Annotated in this window: 18 protein-coding genes; 15 read left to right on the forward strand and 3 right to left on the reverse strand. The window is 59.7% G+C overall.

Annotated elements, in window-relative coordinates:
* Nucleotides 1-11: 11 nt before the first annotated feature.
* Genes AACY45_RS17820 through AACY45_RS17850 form a run of 7 tightly spaced genes read left to right on the forward strand, consistent with a single transcriptional unit; the run spans nucleotide 12 to nucleotide 6,982 of the window.
* Nucleotides 12-968, forward strand: a complete 957-nt coding sequence (locus tag AACY45_RS17820; protein WP_339546674.1) for a sugar ABC transporter substrate-binding protein — start codon at nucleotides 12-14, stop codon at nucleotides 966-968.
* A 57-nt stretch (nucleotides 969-1,025) separates the two neighbouring features.
* Entirely contained in the window at nucleotides 1,026-2,579 is a 1,554-nt protein-coding gene (locus tag AACY45_RS17825) for a sugar ABC transporter ATP-binding protein (protein ID WP_339546675.1), read from the forward strand.
* Nucleotides 2,576-3,553, forward strand: coding sequence for an ABC transporter permease (locus AACY45_RS17830; protein WP_339546676.1), 978 nt, complete (start codon nucleotides 2,576-2,578; stop codon nucleotides 3,551-3,553). The genes AACY45_RS17825 and AACY45_RS17830 overlap by 4 nt, the downstream gene beginning before the upstream one ends.
* Before the next feature lie 2 nt (nucleotides 3,554-3,555).
* Nucleotides 3,556-4,575 (forward strand): LacI family DNA-binding transcriptional regulator, encoded by a 1,020-nt coding sequence (locus AACY45_RS17835; RefSeq protein WP_339546677.1) that lies wholly within the window; start codon nucleotides 3,556-3,558, stop codon nucleotides 4,573-4,575.
* 23 nt (nucleotides 4,576-4,598) lie between these two features.
* Nucleotides 4,599-5,516 carry a ribokinase gene (gene rbsK, locus AACY45_RS17840; RefSeq protein ID WP_339546678.1) on the forward strand — a complete coding sequence of 306 codons (918 nt, stop codon included), beginning with the start codon at nucleotides 4,599-4,601 and terminating at the stop codon, nucleotides 5,514-5,516.
* Entirely contained in the window at nucleotides 5,513-5,917 is a 405-nt protein-coding gene (gene rbsD, locus AACY45_RS17845) for a D-ribose pyranase (RefSeq protein WP_339546679.1), read from the forward strand. Before rbsK ends, rbsD begins: the two co-directional genes overlap by 4 nt.
* Nucleotides 5,918-5,953: 36 nt before the next feature.
* A complete protein-coding gene (locus AACY45_RS17850; RefSeq protein ID WP_339546680.1) occupies nucleotides 5,954-6,982 on the forward strand; it encodes a nucleoside hydrolase in 1,029 nt (342 codons plus the stop codon).
* A gap of 36 nt (nucleotides 6,983-7,018) precedes the next feature.
* Here AACY45_RS17850 and AACY45_RS17855 read toward each other — a convergent pair whose 3' ends face one another.
* The gene (locus tag AACY45_RS17855) at nucleotides 7,019-7,231 is read right to left on the reverse strand and encodes a hypothetical protein (protein ID WP_095169248.1); all 213 of its coding nucleotides are present in this window, start codon (nucleotides 7,229-7,231) and stop codon (nucleotides 7,019-7,021) included.
* Nucleotides 7,232-7,363: 132 nt separating this feature from the next.
* Between AACY45_RS17855 and AACY45_RS17860 the strand changes: the two genes are divergently transcribed.
* On the forward strand, nucleotides 7,364-7,669 hold the full coding sequence (locus AACY45_RS17860; RefSeq protein WP_166590579.1) for a hypothetical protein: 306 nt from the start codon (nucleotides 7,364-7,366) through the stop codon (nucleotides 7,667-7,669).
* Between the two features lie 170 nt (nucleotides 7,670-7,839).
* A complete protein-coding gene (locus tag AACY45_RS17865) occupies nucleotides 7,840-8,154 on the forward strand; it encodes an I78 family peptidase inhibitor (protein WP_339546681.1) in 315 nt (104 codons plus the stop codon).
* A gap of 73 nt (nucleotides 8,155-8,227) precedes the next feature.
* Here the strand turns inward: AACY45_RS17865 and AACY45_RS17870 are convergent, their stop codons facing one another.
* Together AACY45_RS17870 and AACY45_RS17875 are read right to left on the reverse strand one after the other, a co-directional pair.
* On the reverse strand, nucleotides 8,228-8,440 hold the full coding sequence (locus AACY45_RS17870) for a cold-shock protein (RefSeq protein ID WP_003179963.1): 213 nt from the start codon (nucleotides 8,438-8,440) through the stop codon (nucleotides 8,228-8,230).
* A 296-nt stretch (nucleotides 8,441-8,736) separates the two neighbouring features.
* The gene (locus tag AACY45_RS17875) at nucleotides 8,737-9,033 is read right to left on the reverse strand and encodes a hypothetical protein (protein WP_339546682.1); all 297 of its coding nucleotides are present in this window, start codon (nucleotides 9,031-9,033) and stop codon (nucleotides 8,737-8,739) included.
* A 385-nt stretch (nucleotides 9,034-9,418) separates the two neighbouring features.
* Here AACY45_RS17875 and thrS point away from each other — a divergent pair, with 385 nt between their 5' ends.
* The 6 genes from thrS (at nucleotide 9,419) to pheT (ending at nucleotide 16,063) form a co-directional block, all read left to right on the forward strand.
* Nucleotides 9,419-11,341, forward strand: coding sequence for a threonine--tRNA ligase (gene thrS / locus AACY45_RS17880; protein WP_339546683.1), 1,923 nt, complete (start codon nucleotides 9,419-9,421; stop codon nucleotides 11,339-11,341).
* Entirely contained in the window at nucleotides 11,341-11,892 is a 552-nt protein-coding gene (gene infC, locus AACY45_RS17885) for a translation initiation factor IF-3 (RefSeq protein ID WP_172435341.1), read from the forward strand. The genes thrS and infC overlap by 1 nt, the downstream gene beginning before the upstream one ends.
* Before the next feature lie 60 nt (nucleotides 11,893-11,952).
* A complete protein-coding gene (gene rpmI / locus AACY45_RS17890; RefSeq protein WP_002553160.1) occupies nucleotides 11,953-12,147 on the forward strand; it encodes a 50S ribosomal protein L35 in 195 nt (64 codons plus the stop codon).
* A gap of 28 nt (nucleotides 12,148-12,175) precedes the next feature.
* Nucleotides 12,176-12,532 (forward strand): 50S ribosomal protein L20, encoded by a 357-nt coding sequence (gene rplT / locus AACY45_RS17895; RefSeq protein ID WP_007905879.1) that lies wholly within the window; start codon nucleotides 12,176-12,178, stop codon nucleotides 12,530-12,532.
* A 109-nt stretch (nucleotides 12,533-12,641) separates the two neighbouring features.
* Nucleotides 12,642-13,658, forward strand: coding sequence for a phenylalanine--tRNA ligase subunit alpha (gene pheS, locus AACY45_RS17900; RefSeq protein ID WP_095143262.1), 1,017 nt, complete (start codon nucleotides 12,642-12,644; stop codon nucleotides 13,656-13,658).
* A 26-nt stretch (nucleotides 13,659-13,684) separates the two neighbouring features.
* Nucleotides 13,685-16,063 carry a phenylalanine--tRNA ligase subunit beta gene (gene pheT, locus AACY45_RS17905; RefSeq protein ID WP_339546684.1) on the forward strand — a complete coding sequence of 793 codons (2,379 nt, stop codon included), beginning with the start codon at nucleotides 13,685-13,687 and terminating at the stop codon, nucleotides 16,061-16,063.

Below are 16,063 nucleotides of genomic sequence, written 5' to 3' on the forward strand. Positions count from 1 at the left end.
GGAGTGAACCCATGAAGCTGCCATTCGCTGGACGTCTTCTTGCTGTCGCTATGCTGGCTGCCGCCTCCACCGCTTTGCCCCTCTCTTCGGCTTTTGCCGACACCCCCGAAAAACCCAAAGTCGCCCTGGTCATGAAATCCCTGGCCAACGAGTTCTTCCTGACCATGGAAGATGGCGCCAAGGCCTACCAGAAAGAACACTCGGGTGATTTTGAACTGGTCTCCAACGGGATCAAGGACGAAACCGACACCGCCAACCAGATTCGCATCGTCGAGCAGATGATCGTTTCCAAGGTCAACGCGCTAGTGATCGCACCCGCCGACTCCAAGGCCATGGTGCCGGTGATCAAGAAGGCCGTGGACGCCGGTATCACGGTGATCAACATTGATAACCAGCTCGACCCGGATGTGCTCAAGAGCAAGAACATCAGCGTGCCTTTTGTCGGCCCGGACAACCGCAAGGGCGCGCGTCTGGTCGGGGAGTACCTGGCCAAGCAACTGAAGGCCGGTGACGAAGTCGGCATCATCGAGGGGGTTTCCACCACCACCAATGCCCAGGCACGTACCGCGGGCTTCAAGGACGCGATGGAGGCGGCGCAGATCAAGGTTGTGTCGCTGCAGTCCGGTGACTGGGAGATCAACAAGGGCAATCAGGTTGCCTCCTCGATGCTCAGCGAATACCCACAGATCAAGGCCCTGCTGGCCGGTAACGACAGCATGGCGGTAGGCGCCGTTTCCGCGGTGCGAGCCGCTGGCAAGGCAGGCAAGGTGCAAGTGGTGGGCTATGACAACATCAATGCCATCAAGCCGATGCTCAAGGACGGTCGTGTCCTGGCCACCGCCGACCAGTTCGCGGCGAAGCAGGCAGTGTTTGGCATCGAAACCGCGTTGAAAATCCTCAAGGGCGAAAAAATCGACAGTGGCCCCTTGGGCGTGATCGAAACGCCGGTTGAACTGGTCACCCAATAACCCATCTGGCATCACAATGACGCTCGCCCGTGCGGGCGGGCGCATGGGGAGTTTGTTATGTCAGTGAGTGCCTCGAACGCGGTTCTTGCGGTCAGCGGTATCGGCAAGACGTATGCGCAACCGGTGTTGAGCGGCATCGACCTGACGCTGATGCGTGGCGAAGTGCTGGCGCTGACCGGTGAGAACGGTGCCGGCAAAAGCACGTTGTCGAAGATCATCGGTGGCCTGGTCACCCCGACGACCGGGCATATGCAGTTCCAGGGCCAGGAGTACCGCCCGGGCAGTCGTGCTCAGGCCGAAGCCCTGGGGATCCGCATGGTCATGCAAGAACTCAACCTGCTGCCGACCTTGTCGGTGGCGGAGAATCTGTTCCTCGACAACCTGCCTAGCAACGGCGGCTGGATCAGTCACAAGCGCCTGCGCAGTGCAGCGATTGAGGCCATGGCGCAAGTCGGCCTTGACGCGATCGACCCGGACACGCTGGTGGGGGAGTTGGGCATCGGTCATCAACAAATGGTTGAAATCGCCCGCAACCTGATTGGTGACTGCCACGTGCTGATTCTCGACGAGCCGACAGCCATGCTGACGGCCCGTGAAGTCGAGATGCTGTTCGAACAGATCAGTCGCCTGCAAGCCCGGGGCGTAGCGATCATTTATATCTCCCATCGCCTCGAAGAACTGGCCCGTGTGGCCCAGCGCATTGCGGTATTGCGCGACGGCCAATTGGTCTGCGTCGAGCCAATGGCCAACTACAACAGCGAGCAACTGGTCAACCTGATGGTCGGCCGCGAGCTGGGCGAGCACATTGACCTGGGGTCGCGGCAGATCGGTGCGCCGGCACTCACGGTCCAGGGATTGAGCCGGGCGGACAAGGTGCTGGATGTGTCCTTCACGGTGCGCGCAGGAGAAATCTTCGGCATTTCCGGCTTGATCGGGGCTGGGCGTACCGAGCTGTTGCGCCTGATTTTCGGCGCCGACGCAGCGGACAGCGGTACCGTGGCCCTGGGTTCCCCTGCGCAGGTAGTAAGTATCCGCTCGCCGGCCGATGCGGTGGGTCACGGAATCGCGCTGATCACCGAGGACCGCAAGGGCGAGGGCTTGCTGCTGACGCAGTCGATCAGCGCCAATATTGCCTTGGGCAACATGCCGGAGATTTCCAGGGGCGGGGTCGTCAATCCGGGTGCGGAGACCGCACTGGCGCAACGGCAGATCGATGCTATGCGCATTCGCAGTTCCAGCCCGAGCCAGTTGGTGGGCGAGTTGTCCGGTGGTAACCAGCAGAAGGTGGTGATCGGCCGCTGGCTCGAGCGTGAGTGTTCGGTGCTGATGTTCGACGAACCGACTCGCGGCATCGACGTGGGGGCCAAGTTCGATATCTACACCTTGCTCGGCGACCTGACGCGCCAAGGCAAGGCGCTGGTGGTGGTGTCCAGTGACCTGCGTGAGCTGATGCTGATTTGTGACCGTATCGGCGTGTTGTCGGCGGGGCGCCTGGTGGAGACCTTTGAGCGCGACAGCTGGACCCAGGATGATTTGCTTGCTGCCGCTTTTGCCGGCTACCAAAAACGTGATGCGTTGCTCAACGAAGCAGCGCCTAGGGATCTTCCATGAAAACTGCAGTGTCCGCTGGCAAACGTAGTGGCAACTTTTACGGCCTGGGTACTTACCTGGGCCTGGCGGGGGCCTTGCTGGCGATGATTGCGCTGTTCTCGGTGCTGAGCAGTCATTTCCTGTCGTACGACACCTTCAGCACCCTGGCCAACCAGATTCCCGACCTGATGGTGCTGGCGGTCGGCATGACGTTCGTGCTGATCATCGGCGGAATCGACCTGTCGGTGGGTTCTGTGCTGGCCCTGGCGGCGTCCACGGTCAGCGTGGCAATCCTCGGCTGGGGCTGGAGTGTCCTGCCGGCAGCGCTGCTGGGCATGGCCGCTGCGGCACTGGCCGGGACCATTACCGGCTCGATCACCGTGGCCTGGCGCATTCCCTCGTTCATCGTGTCCCTGGGGGTGCTGGAAATGGCCCGCGGCGTGGCCTACCAGATGACCGGCTCGCGCACTGCCTACATCGGCGATGCCTTTGCCTGGCTGTCCAACCCGATTGCCTTCGGGATCTCGCCGTCGTTCATCATCGCGTTGCTGATCATCTTCATCGCCCAGGCGGTATTGACCCGCACCGTGTTTGGTCGCTACTTGATCGGCATTGGCACCAACGAAGAGGCGGTGCGCCTGGCGGGGATCAATCCCAAACCCTATAAGATTCTGGTGTTCAGCCTGATGGGCTTGCTGGCGGGAGTCGCGGCGCTGTTCCAGATCTCGCGCCTGGAGGCAGCGGACCCGAATGCCGGCTCCGGCCTTGAGTTGCAAGTCATCGCGGCCGTGGTGATTGGTGGCACCAGCCTGATGGGTGGGCGCGGTTCGGTGATCAGCACTTTCTTCGGCGTGCTGATCATTTCCGTGTTGGCCGCCGGGCTCGCGCAAATTGGCGCCAGTGAGCCGACCAAGCGCATCATTACCGGTGCCGTGATTGTGATTGCGGTGGTGCTAGACACCTATCGCAGCCAACGCGCCCAGCGCCGGAGCTAAGCATGGCAACGATCAAGGATGTAGCGGCGCTGGCGGGGATTTCCTATACCACGGTGTCGCATGTGCTGAACAAGACCCGGCCGGTGAGTGAAGAGGTGCGGCTGAAAGTCGAGGCGGCGATCCAGCGCCTGGACTACGTGCCCAGCGCTGTGGCTCGCTCGCTCAAGGCCAAGACCACCGCGACCATCGGCCTGCTGGTGCCCAACAGCCTCAACCCGTACTTCGCGGAATTGGCCCGGGGCATTGAGGACTACTGCGAGCGTAATGGCTATTGCGTGATTCTGTGCAACTCCGACGATAACCCGGACAAGCAGCGCAGCTACCTGCGGGTGCTTCTGGAAAAACGCATCGATGGCCTGATCGTCGCCTCCGCCGGTGGCGATAGCGGGCTGGCCCAGGGCCTGGCGGGCGTGCGCACGCCGATGGTGATTGTCGACCGCGGGCTGGAAGGGCTGGATGCGGACCTGGTGCGCATCGATCACGAATACGGTGCCTACCTGGCGACCCGGCACTTGCTGCAGCTGGGGCATCGTGACATCGCCAGCATCGGCGGTCCGGCGCACACCAGTGTGGCCCAGATGCGCCTGGCCGGTTTCTGCCGGGCGCTGAAAGAGGCGGGGGTGCAAGTGCCGACCGAGCGCATGCTCGAAAGCGATTTCACCAGCACCGGCGGTTACAACGCGGCGGCCACATTGCTGGCGAGCAACCCGCCCACGGCGATTTTCGCCGGCAACGACATGATGGGCATCGGCGTGCTGCGCGCGGCCGCTGAACGTAACATCCGGGTGCCGAGCGAGCTGTCGGTGATCGGTTTTGACGACATTCAAATGAGCCGCTACGTCTACCCGGCGCTGACTACGGTCGGCCAGTCGATCCTGCAACTGGGAGAGATGGCGGCGCAGGTGCTGTTGCGCCGGATCGCGGCTCCCCACTTGGCGACCGATCAGCAGATCGTGACGCCCAGCATTGTCCTGCGGGAGTCGACTGCGCCGTTGTCCGGCGTCTTCGACTCTTTGCGCTGAAGTGACTTGATGAGTATCGATACATGCCAGCGAAAGTAGTGGTTGTAGGCAGTTTGAACATGGACCTGGTAACCCGCGCGCCGCGCTTGCCCCGGGGCGGCGAAACCTTGATCGGCCAGTCGTTCACCACGGTTTCGGGCGGCAAGGGGGCCAACCAGGCGGTGGCTGCGGCGCGCCTGGGCGCGCAGGTGGCAATGGTCGGTTGTGTCGGCAGCGATGCCTATGGCACGCAGCTGCGCGAGGCGCTGCTGGCCGAACAGATTGATTGCCAGGCGCTCAGCACTGTCGAGGGCAGTAGTGGCGTGGCGCTGATTGTGGTCGATGATCACAGCCAGAACTCGATCGTGATAGTGGCCGGTGCCAATGGCGCGTTGACCCCGCCCGTGGTCGATCAGTTCGACGCCATCCTGCAGGCGGCCGATGTGCTGATCTGTCAGCTGGAAGTGCCATACGACACGGTGGGGCACGTGCTGCGTCGGGGGCGCGAGCTGGGCAAGACCGTGATCCTCAACCCGGCGCCGGCCAGTGGTGCGTTACCGGCGCAGTGGTACGGCGGCATCGACTACCTGATTCCCAACGAAAGCGAAGCCGCGGCGCTGAGCGGGCTGCCCGTGGACTCTCTGCAGACGGCCAAGGCCGCGGCGAGCCAGTTGATCGCCATGGGGGCTGGCAAGGTGATCATCACCCTTGGTGCGGAGGGTTCGTTGTTTGCCAATGGCCAGGGTTTTCAGCACTTCCCGGCACCCCGGGTGAAGGCGGTCGATACCACGGCAGCCGGCGACACCTTTGTCGGTGGTTTTGCCGCGGCATTGGCCGGCGGCAAAAGCGAAGCCGAGGCCATTCGTTTTGGTCAGGTGGCGGCTGCGCTGTCGGTGACCCGTGCCGGTGCGCAACCTTCGATTCCTCGCCTGTCCGACGTTCAAGGATTCAGCGCCCCATGAAAAAGACCCCACTGCTCAACGTCGCCCTGTCGCGCCTGATCGCCTCACTGGGGCATGGCGACATGCTGGTGATCGGCGATGCCGGCCTGCCGGTGCCGCCCGGCGTCGAATTGATCGACCTGGCCCTAACCCAGGGTATCCCTGACTTTGTCAGCACCTTGCAGGTGGTGCTCAGCGAGATGCAGGTGGAAAGCCACGTGCTGGCCGAAGAGCTCCTGCTCAAGCAGCCGCCGGCACTGCCGGTACTCGACGCGTTGGCGGGGCAGGGGGCGATCGGCGAGCGGCGCGTGCTCAGTCATGACGATTTCAAGCAACTCAGCCGCCAGGCGCGGGCGATTGTGCGCACCGGCGAATGCCAGCCCTACTGCAATATCGTTCTGGTGGCCGGGGTGACGTTCTAAACCTGATCCGTTTCATTCACGCACAAGGAGTGCGCCATGCACCGCTATGCTCAACAGATCCATCATTTGCTCAGGAACCTGCTGCTTTTGTCCTTGCTTACCGCTACAGGCGCGCACGCGGCGCCCAGGATTGACCTGATCATCGACACCGACCCGGGTGCCGACGACGTGGTGGCGCTGCTGTTTGCCCTGGCATCGTCCGAGGAGCTGAACATTCGCGCCCTGACCACCGTGGCTGGCAACGTGCGCCTGGACAAGACCTCGCGTAACGCGCGGCTGGCCCGGGAGTGGGCAGGGCGTGAAGAGGTGCCGGTGTATGCCGGTGCGCCGAAGCCGCTGCTGCGCACGCCGATCTATGCCGAGGACATTCATGGCAAGGAAGGCTTGTCCGGGGTGGCGGTGCATGAGCCCAAGGCCGGGCTGGCCGAAGGCAATGCGGTCAACTACCTGATCGACACCCTGCGTGCAGCTAAGCCCCACAGCATTACCATCGCCATGCTGGGGCCTCAGACCAACCTGGCGCTGGCGTTGATCCAGGCCCCGGACATCACGCAGGGCATCAAGGAAGTGGTGGTGATGGGCGGTGCCCACTTCAATGGCGGCAACATCACCCCGGTGGCCGAGTTCAATCTGTTCGCCGATCCGCAGGCGGCCGAGGTGGTGCAAAAGAGTGGCGTGAAGCTGACGTACCTGCCGTTGGACGTGACCCACAAGATCCTCACCAGCGAGGCGTGCCTGCAGCAGATTGCCACGCTGAACAACAAGGCCAGCAAACTGGTGGGCGATATTCTCAATGAATACGTCAAGGGCGACATGGAGCACTACGGCATGACGGGCGGTCCGGTGCACGACGCTACCGTGATTGCCTACCTGCTCAAGCCTGAGCTGTTCAGTGGTCGTGACGTGAACGTCGTGGTCGACAGTCGCGAAGGTCCGACCTTCGGCCAGACGATCGTCGACTGGTATGACGGCCTCAAGGCCCCGAAAAATGCATTCTGGGTGGAAAGCGGCGATGCCCAGGGCTTCTTCGACCTGCTGACCGAGCGCCTGGCGCGCCTTAAGTAAGTAGCGCTTGTCCCCGCAGGGGCCAGACTGCGGGGGTTACTCGCGCTCCAAAGCGCTGCTGCCTTTGTGCTCGGAAGGGTACTTCTCGAAAATCTGCGCGATGAAGGTGTGGGCTGCATCGGCTCCCAGTTCCTTGACCAGTAGGTCGATACTGATGATTGCAAGCTCTTCCGGACTGCCAGGGCTGTAGGAGCTATGGCCCTGTGGCCATTTGGCTTTGATGTCGGCGTCGATACTTACGGTGGTCATGATGGCGCTCGTGAAGTCGGAAAAGTCTGAGGGAGGAGTTAACCATTTTGTCACGCATTTGGCACTCCGACTTAGGCATCAAAGGAGGGCTATGCGACACTTGGTCTTTGATCACTGTCCAAGGACCCTGCTGTGCAGATTGATTTGAACACCCCAGACGGCTTGAGCCTGGAGGCGGTACGCCAGTTGCTCGCAGCAGCCAGCGACGATGAACACACCCAATTGCGGGTGACCAAGGGCGGTATTGCCTACATTTCCTCGGGCGTTGTCGGTGGCAGCGAAATCGACGGCCTGCTGTTTCGCCTGGAGACGTGGGCCAAGGGCTCTGGTTACGTCGGACGAATCGCCGCCAGCGATGAAGTGTGGGTCATGCAGATCTTCAATGCGCTGAAGGAGAACTGGCCCAATCCTCCCTACGATTACATTGATGTCTATTGAGGCCTGTTCATATTCAGTGACGATTGAGCGCTGAACAGGGCGCGATGGCTCAGGCAAACTTGCGTGCTCGACGCGTTTGAGGGCAAGGTGATGGCCGCGACCCTGAACCAAACGCCTCAATGGTGGTCGGTTGTCGCACGAATTCAGCTTAATTATTGTAAGGAGGCTTCATGCCTTGGAAGCTCGCGTCATTGGGTACTGTGCTGGCCGCGGTCATGTTGGCCGGTTGCAGCAGCACCTCCGAGTCGGCAAAAGACCCCGCAGTGGCAGAGGCGGGCAGCGGTCGCTGTGATGCCAAAGCCGCCGAATTCACCATCGGCAAGAAAGCTTCGCCACAACTGCTGGAAGAGGCTCGCACCCGCTCCGGCTCGCAGAGTGCACGGATTTTGCGGCCGAACGACATGATCACCCTGGAGTACCGTTCCGATCGCTTGAACCTGAACACCGATGCTGGCCTGGTAATTACTCGGGTCAACTGCGGCTGACAGCGTAGCGGCTAAAGTAACGCCCATAAAAAACCCCGTCACATGGACGGGGTTTTTTTAGTGCGCCTGGAAATTACTCTGGGCGAACTTGTGCAGCTTGCATACCCTTTTGGCCTTTCTCAGCCACGAAGGAAACGGTTTGGCCTTCTTTCAGGCTTTTGAAACCGTCGCTTTCGATAGCTTTGAAGTGTACGAACAGGTCGTCACCGCCACCTTGAGGAGTGATGAAGCCGAAGCCTTTTTCATCGTTGAACCATTTAACGGTGCCGGTTTGGCGATTAGACATGGTGTATCTCCAAGAAACATATATTTTCAGTAGTACTGTGCTGCTCAGGCCAACTGGGCACACCGGGGTATCATAGTCGAAATGTTCGACTTGGAACCCCCCCAGCAGCACGGTTTGCCCTGCTGTCGCGCTTTCTTTCTCCCTGGAAATGCCTGGAAGCCCCGGTTTACAAGGGTTTTAGCCAAAAATAAAAGCGATAAAAAAAGCTGTAAAAACTGCATAAATTGTTGGTTCTGGCAGTTTTTTCGCGGTTTCAAGCCGCTTTTTGGGGTAAAAACACCCGCTCAAAACGCTGCTTACTGGGCTTTGCAGACGGCAATCGCGGCTTGCGCCTTTTTCACCAGTTCAGGTGACGGCGGGGTCTGCTTGCTCATCAGTTGGGTGATTTCCTGGGTGGTGAACTTCTTGTTCAACTCGTCGGCTCCGCAGGCGCAGTGTTTCTTGGCGTTTGCCTCGCCGATAGTCTTCTTGGCAGCCTCAGTGCAATCCTTCATGAAGGCATTACGCTCGCCTGCAGGCCAGGCTGCTTGGGCGCTCAGCGGAAGCAGCATGACCAATGGCGCGGCAAGGGTAAAAAGGCGGATTAGGCGCATGACGGGAACTCCTGTGGGTCAGTAAGGTGTCGCGATTCTCAGGGCATTTGAGGGGAGGCGTACATCTCAAGTTCACTTGAGGTGGCAAATCCGTACAAATTCGCGGCAACGCAACACGCGCGCGGCGATGACCGTTCATCTGTGCTAGCATCCCACGCTTGGGGATTTTCAGGCCCTGGACGATGTATTCGCCAGGCGCGGTTGATACCCGAATAACCCTGATTTGATCTCCAGTCACTCTGGTTTGGTTCCCGGTTGGCCGCAAGGCTCCTGCCGCTGTAAGGCAGGCGTTCATCATTGGATGGCCTGGACTGAATCGCGTACTGGCTGCTCATCCCAACCCACGTGACCTTTGGTAGGGGTCACCACTAGGAGAGGAGGCGCCATGCCCACTATTACTCTTCCCGACGGCAGTCAACGTTCGTTCGATCATCCGGTCTCCGTAGCCGAAGTCGCCGCATCCATTGGTGCTGGCCTGGCCAAGGCCACCCTGGCCGGCAAGGTCAACGGCAAGCTGGTCGACGCCTGCGATGTCATCGACAGCGACGCCACCCTGCAAATCATCACGCCCAAAGACGAAGAGGGGCTGGAGATCATTCGCCACTCTTGCGCGCACCTGATTGGCCACGCGGTCAAGCAGCTGTACCCAACGGCGAAAATGGTGATCGGCCCGGTCATCGACGAAGGCTTCTATTACGACATCGCCTACGAGCGTCCTTTTACACCGGACGACCTGGCCGCCATCGAACAGCGCATGCACCAGTTGATCGAGAAAGATTACGACGTGATCAAGAAAGTCACTCCGCGCGCCGGTGTGATCGATGTATTCACCCAGCGTGGCGAAGACTACAAGCTGCGCCTGGTCGAGGACATGCCGAACGAACAGGCCATGGGCCTGTACTATCACGAAGAATACGTCGACATGTGCCGCGGTCCGCACGTGCCGAACACCCGCTTCCTGAAGTCCTTCAAGCTGACCAAGTTGTCTGGCGCCTACTGGCGCGGTGATGCCAAGAACGAGCAATTGCAGCGTGTCTACGGCACCGCCTGGGCCGACAAGAAGCAACTGGCGGCCTACATCCAGCGCATCGAAGAAGCCGAGAAGCGCGACCACCGCAAGATCGGCAAGCGTCTGAACCTGTTCCATCTCCAGGAAGAAGCGCCGGGCATGGTGTTCTGGCACCCGAACGGCTGGACCCTGTACCAGGTGCTCGAGCAGTACATGCGCCAGGTGCAGCGCGAAAACGGCTACCTGGAGATCAAGACTCCGCAGGTCGTTGACCGCAGCCTGTGGGAGAAATCCGGGCACTGGGCCAACTACGCCGACAACATGTTCACCACCCAGTCGGAAAATCGCGACTACGCCATCAAGCCCATGAACTGCCCATGCCACGTGCAGGTGTTCAACCAGGGCCTGAAGAGCTACCGCGAGTTGCCGATGCGTCTGGCCGAGTTCGGTGCCTGCCACCGTAACGAGCCATCGGGTGCGCTGCACGGCATCATGCGTGTGCGCGGCTTCACTCAGGACGACGCCCACATCTTCTGCACCGAAGAGCAGATGCAGGCCGAATCCGCAGCGTTCATCAAGCTGACCATGGACGTTTATCGCGATTTCGGCTTCACCGAAGTTGAGATGAAGCTGTCCACTCGTCCGGAAAAACGCGTCGGTTCCGACGAGCTGTGGGATCGCGCCGAATCCGCACTGGCCGCAGCGCTAGACAGTGCGGGCCTTGCGTATGATCTGCAGCCGGGTGAGGGTGCATTCTATGGTCCGAAAATCGAGTTCTCGCTAAAAGATTGCCTCGGTCGCGTCTGGCAATGTGGTACCTTGCAGCTCGATTTTAACCTGCCGATCCGTCTGGGAGCCGAATACGTCTCCGAAGACAACAGTCGCAAGCACCCGGTCATGCTGCACCGGGCGATCCTGGGTTCCTTCGAGCGTTTTGTCGGGATTCTGATCGAGCATTACGAGGGCGCGTTCCCTGCGTGGCTGGCTCCGACCCAGGCAGTGATCATGAATATCACTGATAAACAGGCAGATTTTGCCGCTGAAGTTGAAAAAACTCTCAATCAAAGCGGTTTTCGTGCCAAGTCCGACTTGAGAAATGAAAAGATCGGCTTTAAAATCCGCGAGCATACTTTGCTCAAGGTTCCCTATCTCTTGGTTATCGGAGATCGGGAAGTCGAGATGCAGACTGTCGCTGTGCGTACTCGTGAAGGTGCTGACCTGGGCTCGATGCCCGTCGCCCAGTTCGCTGAGTTTCTCGCGCAAGCGGTTTCCCGGCGTGGTCGCCCAGATTCGGAGTAATTATTATTAAGCGTGAAATGAGACAAGATAAACGAGCTGCACCGAAAGCCCCGATCAACGAGAATATCTCGGCACGCGAGGTTCGGTTAATTGGGGCTGAAGGCGAGCAGCTTGGGATTGTGTCAATTGAAGACGCGCTTCTTAAGGCTGAAGAAGCCAAGCTCGATTTGGTGGAAATTTCCGCCGATGCAGTACCTCCTGTCTGCAAGCTGATGGACTACGGCAAATCGATCTTCGAAAAGAAGAAGCAGATTGCTGCGGCCAAGAAAAACCAGAAGCAGATCCAGGTTAAAGAAATCAAGTTTCGTCCAGGGACGGAGGAAGGGGATTACCAGGTAAAACTGCGCAACCTGGTACGTTTCCTGAGTGATGGGGACAGGGCCAAGGTATCCTTGCGATTCCGCGGCCGTGAGATGGCCCACCAGGAGCTGGGGATGGAACTCCTCAAGCGAGTTGAAGGTGACTTGCTCGAGTACGGTTCGGTCGAACAGCATCCTAAGATGGAAGGACGCCAACTGATCATGGTCATCGCCCCGAAAAAGAAGAAGTAATCATCAGGGCACGGCAGGCCTTCTGATTATGTTTATCAACTGAATGCGGAGTATCCGAACATGCCAAAAATGAAAACGAAAAGTGGTGCTGCTAAGCGGTTTCTGAAAACTGCTAACGGTATCAAGCACAAGCACGCTTTCAAGAGCCACATCCTGACTAAAATGTCGACCAAGCGTAAGCGTCAACTGCGCGGTAGCAGCTTGCTGCATCCGTCTGACGTGGCAAAAGTCGAGCGCATGCTGCGCCTTCGTTAATTTTAGTCAAGAATAGAGGAAGTAACTCATGGCTCGTGTAAAGCGTGGCGTCATTGCCCGTAAACGTCACAAAAAAATTCTGAAACTTGCTAAAGGCTACTACGGCGCTCGCTCGCGCGTATTCCGTGTAGCCAAGCAAGCGGTAATCAAGGCAGGCCAATACGCCTACCGTGACCGTCGTCAGAAAAAACGTCAGTTCCGCGCTCTGTGGATCGCTCGTATCAACGCTGGTGCTCGTATCAACGGTCTGTCCTACAGCCGCTTCATCGCCGGCCTGAAAAAAGCGTCCATCGAGATCGACCGTAAGGTTCTGGCTGATCTGGCAGTGAACGAAAAAGCGGCGTTTGCTGCGATTGTCGAGAAAGCTAAAGCCACCTTGGCTTAAGTACCCCCGACAGTCACCCGGCCTCACCTCTGTGGGGCCAGGTGTTAAACGTCATAAATAGGGGAAGAGCCTTCAAGCTCTTCCCCTATTTTGTATCTGGAGTCTGTACATGGAAAACCTGGATGCGCTGGTCTCTCAAGCACTAGAGGCTGTGCAAAGCGCTGAAGATATCAATGCCCTGGAGCAAATCCGGGTTCACTACCTTGGTAAAAAGGGCGAATTGACGCAGGTGATGAAGACCCTGGGGAATTTGCCGGCAGAAGAGCGTCCGCAAGTCGGCGCCCTGATCAACGTTGCCAAGGAGCGTGTCACAGAGGTTCTCAATGCGCGCAAGGCGCTGTTTGAAGCCGCCGACCTGGCTGCCAAACTGTCCGCCGAGTCCATTGACGTGACCCTGCCTGGCCGCGGTCAGACCTCAGGCGGTCTGCATCCGGTTACCCGGACTCTGGAACGTATCGAACAGTTCTTCACCCATATTGGCTACGGCATTGCCGAAGGCCCTGAGGTCGAAGACGACTATCACAACTTCGAGGCGCTCAACATCCCAGGCCACCACCCGGCCCGGTCGATGCACGACACCTTCTATTTCAACGCCAACATGCTGCTGCGCACCCATACCTCGCCGGTTCAGGTCCGCACGATGGAGTCGAAACAGCCGCCGATCCGCATCGTCTGCCCAGGCCGTGTGTACCGTAGCGACTCGGATATCACCCACTCGCCGATGTTCCACCAGGTCGAAGGCCTGCTGGTCGATCGCGATATCAACTTCGCCGACCTGAAAGGGACTATCGAAGAGTTCCTGCGGGTGTTCTTCGAAAAAGAACTGGCCGTGCGTTTCCGCCCTTCGTACTTTCCGTTCACCGAGCCATCCGCTGAAGTCGACATGGAATGCGTGATGTGCAGCGGTAAAGGTTGCCGCGTCTGCAAGCAGACCGGCTGGCTGGAAGTGATGGGCTGCGGCATGGTGCACCCGAACGTGTTGCGCATGTCCGGCATCGACCCGGAAGAGTTCTCCGGCTTTGCCTTCGGCATGGGCGTGGAGCGTCTGGCCATGCTGCGTTACGGCGTGAACGACTTGCGTCTGTTCTTCGACAACGACTTGCGGTTCCTCGCGCAATTTCGCTAGTCGTAACGAATTTTTAGGAGAGCAGGATGAAATTCAGTGAACAATGGCTGCGCGGCTGGGTAAGCCCGCAGGTAAGTCGCGACGAGCTGGTTGCTCGTCTGTCGATGGCCGGTCTTGAGGTCGATAGCGTTACCCCGGCCGCCGGTGTGTTTAATGGCGTCGTGGTGGGCGAGGTGCTGAGCACCGAGCAGCACCCGGACGCTGACAAGCTGCGCGTGTGCCAGGTCAGCAATGGTGCCGAAACCTTCCAGGTCGTGTGCGGAGCGCCCAACGTGCGCCCGGGCCTGAAGATCCCGTTCGCCATGATCGGTGCCGAACTGCCAGGCGACTTCAAGATCAAGAAAGCCAAGCTGCGTGGCGTCGAGTCCAACGGCATGTTGTGCTCGCAAGTCGAACTGCAGGTGGGCGAGGGCAATGACGGCCTGATGGAGCTGCCAGCCGATGCGCCGGTGGGCGAGGACTTCCGTGTCTACCTGGACCTGGAAGACGCCAGCATCGAGGTCGACCTGACCCCGAACCGCGGTGACTGCCTGTCCCTGGCTGGCCTGGCTCGTGAAGTGGGCGCGCTGTACGCCGCTCCTGTCACCCGACCGGTCGTGGCTGTCGTGCCTGCAGTGCACGACGAAGTGCGTTCGGTAGAAGTGCTGGCACCCGCCGCCTGCCCACGTTACCTGGGCCGGGTCATCCGTAACGTCGACCTGTCCAAGCCAACGCCGCTGTGGATGGTCGAGCGTCTGCGCCGCGCCGATGTACGCAGTATCGATGCTGCCGTCGACATCACCAACTATGTGATGCTTGAGCTGGGCCAGCCGCTGCACGCCTTCGACCTTGCCGAAATCAACGGCGGGATCCGCGTTCGCATGGCTGAAGAAGGCGAAAAGCTGGTCCTGCTCGACGGTCAGGAAGTCGGCCTGCGCGCCGACACCCTGGTCATCGCTGACCATACCCGTGCCCTGGCGATTGCCGGTGTCATGGGGGGCGAGCACAGTGGCGTATCCGCCACGACGCGGGACATTTTCCTCGAAAGCGCCTTTTTCGACCAAATCGCGGTCGCTGGCAAGGCCCGTTCCTACGGCCTGCACACCGATGCCTCGCACCGCTACGAGCGTGGCGTGGACTGGCAATTGGCCCGTGAAGCCATGGAGCGCGCCACTGGCCTGCTGCTGGACATCACCGGCGGCGAAGCCGGCCCGATTATCGAGACCGTTAACGAGCAGTACCTGCCGTCGATCGCGCCGATCACCCTGCGTGCCCAGCGCATCACCCAGATGCTGGGCATGGAAATGGATCCAGTCGAGGTTGAGCGGTTGCTCAGCGCCTTGGGCCTGACCATCTCGGCGGACGGTGCAGGGCAGTGGCGCGTTGAAGTGCCAAGCCATCGCTTCGATATCAGCCTGGAAGTCGACCTGATCGAGGAGCTGGCCCGCCTGTACGGTTACAACCGTCTGCCGGTCCGTTACCCGCAAGCGCGCCTGGCACCACAAGCCAAGGCCGAAGCCCGTAGCGACCTGCCTGAGTTGCGTCGTCTGCTGGTAGCCCGTGGTTACCAGGAAGCGATCACCTACAGCTTCATCGATCCGAAACAGTTCGAACTGTTCAATCCGGGCGTTGAACCGCTGCTGCTGGCCAACCCGATCTCCAACGACATGGCAGCCATGCGCTCGTCCTTGTGGCCTGGTCTGGTCAAGGCCTTGCAGCACAACCTGAACCGTCAGCAGGATCGCGTGCGTCTGTTCGAAAGCGGGCTGCGTTTTGTCGGCCAGCTCGAAGGCCTGAAGCAAGAGCCGATGCTCGCCGGTGTAGTCTGCGGCAGCCGTCTGCCGGAAGGCTGGGCGCAGGGCCGTGATGGGGTGGATTTCTTCGACGTCAAGGCTGACGTGGAAGCAGTGCTGGGCTTCGCCGGTGCACTGGACTCATTCACCTTCTCCCCGGGCAGCCACCCGGCATTGCACCCGGGTCAAACCGCGCGCATTGAGCGAGAAGGCCGTGAAGTCGGTTTCATCGGCGCGCTGCACCCGGAGTTGTCGAAAATCCTCGGTCTCGACCGTCCGGTGTTCGTCTTCGAGCTGGTATTGGGTGAAGTGGCCTTGGGCAAAATGCCTAAATTCCACGAGTTATCGCGCTTTCCTGAAGTACGCCGTGACCTCGCGTTGCTGGCTGATGCAGGCGTTGCCGCCAGTGCCGTCATGGATGTAATCCGTGAAAATGCAGGCGAATGGCTGACAGACCTCAGGCTCTTTGACGTTTATCAGGGTAAAGGCATTGATCCTCATAGAAAAAGCCTTGCAGTTGGCTTGACCTGGCAGCATCCATCGCGCACTCTTAATGACGATGAGGTGAATACCACGACGCAAAACATCCTCACCTCGCTCGAACAAAGGTTGAACGCCACGTTAAGGAAGTGA

This window comes from Pseudomonas sp. RA_35y_Pfl2_P32, assembly GCF_963970735.1.
Lineage (GTDB): Bacteria > Pseudomonadota > Gammaproteobacteria > Pseudomonadales > Pseudomonadaceae > Aquipseudomonas.